This is a genomic window from Daejeonella sp. (assembly GCF_044342615.1).
In the GTDB taxonomy this organism is placed as follows: domain Bacteria; phylum Bacteroidota; class Bacteroidia; order Sphingobacteriales; family Sphingobacteriaceae; genus Daejeonella.
Genome location: NZ_JBIIPN010000124.1, coordinates 1 through 7,638, shown reverse-complemented (window position 1 = coordinate 7,638; position 7,638 = coordinate 1). Strand labels below are relative to the sequence as shown.

The window sequence follows — 7,638 nt, the reverse complement described above, 5'->3', positions numbered from 1 at the left end:
AAGGCTGCTTGCGCATTAACTTGTTTTGAAGCAATAATTAACAGTAAAGCAATAAAAAAAGAAGGAAAAAAGGTTTTTGCTTTAATATCCTGAGGTATATATTTTCTCATTTGGATTTATTTTTAATTTAAATTAAAAAATAATGTCTTAGTATTAATTTATTATCGTCACCGGTATACTAACCACCACTGTTTTAGCTGGACCATAGCTTGTGCGGTTTGTCGCTACAAAAGTGGCAGTATAAGCACCTGCTGTGCTATACTTATAACTAAAGCTTTCCAGTTTATTATCTGAAAAACTTTTTATGGCTGTTCCTTTATCGGGCGTGGTAGCGGTACCATTAGCTAGAGTAGTACGATCTTTATAACGATACTCCTTGCCAGGTTCTCCAGAATAGAAGGTGATAAAATCGGCATCACCATCAAAAAGGAATTTCACTTCACTGTTTTTTACAGCATAGAAATGACTATCCCAAAAGGGAATTTCTGATGCCGCATCATAAGCAGGCTCAAAAACTTCATTTTTTTGACAAGCATTCAGCATAAATAATACTGCTACTAAGAATAGGTGTCTTAAATATTTCATATTTCAAATTCGATTAAAACCAACCAGGATTTTGTGTCATACTCTTATTTAGAGATAATTCAAGCGTTGGAATGGGCAATAAATAATGTTTTTCCGCAGCGTTTGTATAAGCAATTGCGCTATACTTTAAGGCAGTTGACGCAGATGTTTTTATATCTGCTTCTACAGCTTTTAACACTGGAATAAGAACTTTCCAGCGAATTAAATCCATTTTCCTTAATCCCTCAAATGCTAATTCACGAGCTCTCTCACCCATAATTGCATTTCTAAAGTTTTCTTTTGAATCTACTCTAACATCTGCCAAGGGATTAGCAGCATCAATAATAGGATAGGTAGTAGATGCTAAAGCACGTGATCTTACCGCATTAAAATTCTGTAAAGCAAGAGCTGATGGTCCGTTAAGCTCATTCTCGGCCTCGGCATACATCAATAATACATCCGCGTAGCGAAGCATTGGGAAATTAGTTGGCGACCAATCAGCACTTTTTGGAATCACCACTTCATATTGTCTTCTCCATTTTGCAGAATCACGATTATAAAATTCTGTTACTGCATGATTAACCGGCGTTGAGTTGGTATTAGAAGTATATCTAAATGGAGCAATATTCCAATCTCTTCTCACATCAGTTAATGTAGTGGCAGTACCGTACCTTTTAAATAATGTAGCAGTAGGTGCTATAGCGGCATATCCATAACCGGCAGTACCCAAACCTGCATCAGCACCTGTAAATCTAATGGCTTGCTGATTTACATGTCGGCCACCCTCTTTGGTAGTTCCAACATTATTACCAAAAAACTCAATTTCCCAGATCGTTTCTTTTGAGGTAAGATCGTATAAATCAGCCGATTGATTAATGAATATTTGCTTATAGTCTGGGTGAAGCTTATGAACTCCTGATAATATTACCTTTTCGGCCCATGATTTTGCGAGTGCATATTTAGAAACATCATTTAAAGGGAATCCTGCCATTTTTAAGCAAACGCGGGCTAAAATACCTTGCACTGCCGACTTAGAAATAGTACCTGGGTGGGCAAATGCATTCACCATACCTTCAGCAGCAGTCATATCCTCTAAAATTTTAGCATAAACTGTTGCTGATGCGGTTCTAGCTCTATTTACTTCTACTGCCGAAGTAACTGGCTCAATAATTAAGGGAACATCACCCCATAAACTCACCAATAAGAAATAGGCATGTGCTCTTAAGAACAAAGCTTGGCCTTTGATATTATTCCTTTTCGCTACATCCATAGCAGGCTTATCCACATTTGCAAGGAGTAAGTTTGCTCTGTTTATTGCATCATAAAGTTGTTTCCATGTAGCTCCTAACTGAGTTTCGCTAGCATCATGATTGTATTTATGCACAAAAATGGTTGCATCATCGCGTTTACGGAAACTTTCATCCGTACCACTCGTTAATTCGAGTGCCAAATTACGAGCATAAGTCCCATCTTGAGCAAAAGCATCATAAACGCCTGCAAGTGCTGTATTTAAATCCTGCTCGCTACTATAATAATTTACTGGAGAGATAAAGTCTTGTGGGACAGTCTCTAGGTATTTCTTGCATGAGCCAGCAGTCAACAGCACCAAACTCAAAAAAATATATCTTAACTTTTTCATAATTGATACCATATAATTATAATGAAACATTTAAGCCAAAAGTGATGGTTTTGGCACGTGGATAAACTGAATAATCAAAGCCTGGTGAAAGGGCTGAGCTAAAGGTTGAAACCTCAGGATCTAAACCTGAATATTTTGTCCAGGTATATAAATTCTGAGCTGATGCATAAATTCTTAAACTCTTAAGATTGATCTTATCTAGATATTTACTAGGCAAATTATATCCGAAGGAAACCGTTTTTAATCTTATGAAAGAAGCATCTTCAATAACACGACTTGAGTAAGCACGAGGACCTTGCCCACCAACCCTAAACATCGTATTATTTTGATTTTCGAGAGACCAAGCATCTTTTACTGTTGCAAATTGATTTTGCGTTGCCGTACCATTACCACCTTCAAATTGTAAGCGATTGGCATTAAGTGCCTCGCCACCGTATGAAAACTGCATAAATACGTTCAAATCAAATCCTTTGTACCTAAAATTATTGGAGAAACCACCGATAAAATCAGGGTTAGGATTTCCGATTACAGTAAGATCCTTACTATCTATTACTCCATCACCGTTAATATCTTCGTACTTGATCCAGCCTGGTCTAACATTTGAGTCGTAGGTTGCAATACCACTTTTAAGTGCATAAACCCCGGGACTAGTTTCATTGAAGTCGCTCAATTGATAGTTTCCTTGCCAGATATAACCATAAAACTGAGCAATTGGCTGATTGACTTTAGCGATGTATGCTGGAATATCACGCCATTTAGGATTACTTTGATTATCCCAATTTACAAGGGTTAATAATGAGCTTTGATTCTCTGTTAAGCCTAAAATTTCGTTTCTATTGAATGAGATATTAAAATTGGAATTCCATTTAAAATTCTTTGAATCAACATTAACTGTATTTAAGGTAAATTCTAAACCTTGGTTTCTAACTCTTCCAATATTTTTAAATGCGCTCGAATAACCCATGCTTGGAGGCAATTTAGCATCTAACAATAAATCGCGGGTTACTTTGCGATAAGCATCAAACTCTATAGATACACGATTATTGAATAAGCCTAAGTCTAAACCGATATTACTCTGTTCCGTAGTCTCCCACTTTAATAAATTATTCCCTAAATCAGATGGCCAAGCACCGTTGCTTAATGAATTATTGAAAGGATAGTAAGGAGTTACGTTTGCACTGATAGCCTGCAAACTCAGTTTAGGAAGAGAGGCAAAATCAGAAACTCGGTTATTTCCAGTCACACCATAACTTGTACGCAGTTTAGCCTCAGAAATAAATTTAAGATTTTTCATGAATGGCTCATTACCCAATTGCCATGCAAAAGAGCCTGATGGGAAATAACTCCAACGATTTTCTGCAGCAAATTTGGATGAACCATCTGATCGTACAGAGGCTGTAAATAGATATTTAGATTTAAAATTATAATTAACACGGCCTAGAAAAGAAGCCAATTTATTTTCAGAAAGTTCAGAAGTCATGAAACCAGGTATTCCTTCATCAATACCACTTAAACCTAAACTTTCGTTAGGTATAAATGTGGCGCTAATTCCGGTTGCATTGTATTTAGAACCTTGAATGGTAAATCCTGCAAGGACGTCCAACTTATGGTTTTTATTGAATCGTTTAGAATAATTTAAGGTGTTTTCATTGAGATAGCTATTACGCTCAATCACATCAATAGATCCATTTACACCATTAATTCTTCCTGAAACTGTATTTGGACTCGCCGAACGGGTTTTAGAATTGTTGAAATTCTCGTTTTTATTGGTTTGTTGAGTAATACCTCCTGTAATTCTCAATTTAAAATTATTCCAGAATTTATATTCTGCGTAAGCATTAGAAGTAAGAACGGTGCTTTTACGATTTCTCAATTGATTGAGGGCCGATGTAACTGGATTGAACAATCCATTAGCTGAAGTAGGATCAAACAATTCATCTGTATCTTCCTCTTCTAGATCTGCTAAACTTCCCTGCGTGATTGGACGATAGCCCCAAGCACTATTTAACAAGCTAGTACGATTATCGGAACCATTTAATTGCGATGGAATAGTCCCATAACCAGTAAGTAAACTATAATTGGTAGTTATACCAACTTTTAAATTAGGATTAAAGTTTTGATCAAGTGTAAACTTACCTTGCTTACGGTCGTAGCCCGAGTTAATAATTACTCCATCCTGCTTTAACATGGATCCAGAAATGGAATATTTTGTATCTTTTGTACCTCCACTCAAGGATAGAGAATGACTAGCCATAGGGCTAATTCTAAAAATTTTATCCTGCCAATCAATGCCCGCTACATCTTTATAATAATCTAATGTACGATCGCTTGTCCAGCCGTTTTGAGGAGTTGCCGGACCAATATAAATATTGCCTGCAGCATTGCCATTTCTAGCAATCTGGTAAGTGATATAATCATAAGCTCCCAACACTTCCATACGCTGTAAAATTTCTTGAGTGCCATATGAGCCATTGTATGTGATAACCGATTTTCCTTCCTTACCTCTTTTGGTAGTAATTAAAATGACCCCATTAGCACCACGAGCACCATAAATTGCGGTTGCAGATGCATCTTTTAACACTTCTATAGACTCAATATCGTTTGGATCTAAACTATTGTTTTCTGGTCCTTCGATAGGGAAACCATCTATTACATATAAAGGAGAGTTATCTTGGGTAACTGAATTATTCCCTCGAATTACAATGTTAATAGCTGAACCAGGCTGTCCATCTGATGAGGTAACATTCACACCAGCTAAACGCCCTGCAAGCGCTTCCTCAAATGATCTAACAGGGGCCTTCTGTAATTCATTCATTTTAACTGAGGCAACTGAACCTGTTAGGTCTCTACGAGCAACCTCACCATATCCAATAACCACTACCTCACTAAGGCTTTTTGATTCAACAGATAAAGTGACTGATATACTTGTATTTTTACCTACAACACGTTCCTGACTTAGATAACCAATGTAAGTAAATACCAACACAGCTTGTGCATCAGGTACATCTATCTGATATTTACCGTTTATATCAGTGACAGCAACTTTAGTGCCTCCTTTAACGTTAACATTCACACCTGGCAGCGTTTCGCCACTGACATCTTTTACAACCCCACTAACTTTGATAATTTGTGAGAAAAGCGGACTAATGCCACAAAAAACAAGTAGAATTATCAAGGGTAATACACGTTTTTTAAAAGTTTTTTTCATTCTTCTGTTTATCTACTATTTGCTTTTTAAATAATCGTTTTACTAAAAATGATGGTAATAATTTTAAAAACTACAGCATCTTTATTAATCAATTAATAAGTGCTATGTGTAATCTCATTAAATTATAATTAATAAAACTATCTAAAATTTTCAGCTGCTAGAACTTTAGGCTCTTTTATCAAAAGATTTTTAAGAAAAATCTACGAAAACGTTTTTTTAACTAATCAGAATGAATTAGAGGCATAAAATGAGATGAAAAAAGCTTTCATGACTAGTTTAACAAGCTTTCTAGCTAAAAAAGGTAGATACTGAGTTACTTTAATCACTAAATTTAAATTCTCAAGCTATTGAGTTTAAAAAAGAATGAAAATATACAGCAGAGCTATTTGGACATTGTTTTTCGGCATAATTGGCAATGGTTATTTGCTGGCGCAAACAAAAGTTATAATTAATGAATCTATTTTAGGCAAACAAATTGATGATTCTTTTGTAGGCTTTTCTTTTAATCCTGCTTACTCTTCCCAATATTTTAGCACCAACTACAACGGTAGCAATACAAGAGCCATATCCGTGCAGCTATTTGAAAATTTTAAGAATTTGCAAAAACCCAGTGTCAGAATTATAGGCGCAAACAATAGCTATTGGAGGAATGCAAGTAATTTCCCAAACGCACCCCAAAATTGGAATAACAACCCTAACGATATCCCACTAAACTATTTCCCAACCACAACTCCAGTTTTTAGCACAGTGATTGATCAAACAGATCTAGATAATTTCCAAGGATTTTTTAGCTCCCTAAGTTTTGCTGTGCCCTGTATTTTGGGAATTAATAGTTCTGTGATTGATAAAAATCGCACAATTGACATGGCTAAGGTCTCAAAATCTACACTCATTTCTCCTAGTAGCTTAGAATTTGAAATTGGTAATGAACCTGATGCTTTTATAAGTAATTCGAGGAGACTTAATGGATATGGACTGACCCAATATTTACAAGAGTATAATTATTTAGCAGATGCCATTAAAAATTATGGACAAGCTGCTGCTCCTGCTCTAGCTAAAACAAATACTGGATCATGGGTAGATGATATTGGCAATTTTTTAGATCAAGGAACAAATTTATCAACCTTAACCTATCACGATTACCCACTTGGAAATAACAATATAAGCACAAATACTACAAGCTATCTTAATAAATTTTTATTGGATAAATATACCAAAGGGGTTGCTGACGGAATAATTACTAGTATTAATGCCGCTTCCCAGAAAAATAAAAAGCTAAGAATGGGTGAAATAAATACGATTGCTGCCGGTGGCAATTATGGTTCTAGTAATAGCTTTGGAGCAGCACTTTGGGTAATTGATCTGATGTATGAATTGGCGAAAGGAGGAGCTTCAGGGGTTAATATAGCCACAGAAGGAGGAAGCAAAACATGCTATTCCCCATTTGAATATAGATCTGATTTACTCAAATCGGGAAATAAAGTTTGGGTCAGGCCCATTTATTATGGCATGTTGATGTTTGCTAGAGCAGTACCCAACTCCTCAAAATTATTACCAGTCAATTTTACAACAACGGTAAATCCTGATCAAATTAAAATTTGGGCCACTAAAGATAAAAATCAAAACACAAGAATTATGCTGATTAATCGTGGTACTAGTATAAATGATCAAAGCATTACTCCAATAGAAATTTCATTAGATAAAAGAATCCAGGCAGCAAAATACACCTTGCTAGAAGCCAATGGTGGTATTGCAGATACTAGTAATGTCACATTAGGGGGACAGAAAATTGATTTAAACTCAGGGGAAATTAAGGCGGCTAATAACCTAATTATCTCACCTGAAAATATTGGAAATACTTCAACGTACAAAATTGACCTAAAAGCAGGTACTGCGGTGCTATTGGAGATTTTGGCTAATCAAAATCCAACGGATATACTACTATCTAATAATAGTATCGCAGAAAATGTTCCAGCCAATACTTTAATTGGGACTTTAAGCACCATTGACCAAGACTTAAACGATACTTTTACCTACACATTAGTGGCTGGGCAAGGCGATGCTAATAACAACGATTTTAGCATCAATGAAAATCAATTGAAAATTAAAAATAGTCCCAATTTTGAAGGTAAAAATACCTACAGCGTCAGACTAAGAGCCACAGATTTTGCAGGTGCTTTCACCGAAAAAGTGTTTAGCATACAAATTACAGATCTAAATGAAGCAC

General features: G+C 35.8%; 4 protein-coding genes. 1 reads left to right on the top strand and 3 read right to left on the bottom strand.

The genetic code is table 11. The annotated features are described in order from the left end of the window. Positions 1-153: 153 nt before the first annotated feature. Genes ACIQ0D_RS10230 through ACIQ0D_RS10220 form a run of 3 tightly spaced genes read right to left on the bottom strand, consistent with a single transcriptional unit; the run spans position 154 to position 5,411 of the window. Positions 154-585, bottom strand: coding sequence for a DUF5017 domain-containing protein (locus ACIQ0D_RS10230; protein ID WP_395805282.1), 432 nt, complete (start codon positions 583-585; stop codon positions 154-156). 13 nt (positions 586-598) lie between these two features. Next, a complete protein-coding gene (locus ACIQ0D_RS10225) occupies positions 599-2,203 on the bottom strand; it encodes a RagB/SusD family nutrient uptake outer membrane protein (RefSeq protein WP_395805280.1) in 1,605 nt (534 codons plus the stop codon). Between the two features lie 16 nt (positions 2,204-2,219). Continuing rightward, positions 2,220-5,411 (bottom strand): SusC/RagA family TonB-linked outer membrane protein, encoded by a 3,192-nt coding sequence (locus ACIQ0D_RS10220; RefSeq protein WP_395805278.1) that lies wholly within the window; start codon positions 5,409-5,411, stop codon positions 2,220-2,222. Between the two features lie 363 nt (positions 5,412-5,774). Here ACIQ0D_RS10220 and ACIQ0D_RS10215 point away from each other — a divergent pair. After that, positions 5,775-7,638, top strand: a 1,864-nt coding sequence (locus ACIQ0D_RS10215; RefSeq protein ID WP_395805276.1) for a cadherin repeat domain-containing protein, incomplete at its 3' end; no start/stop codon positions are given.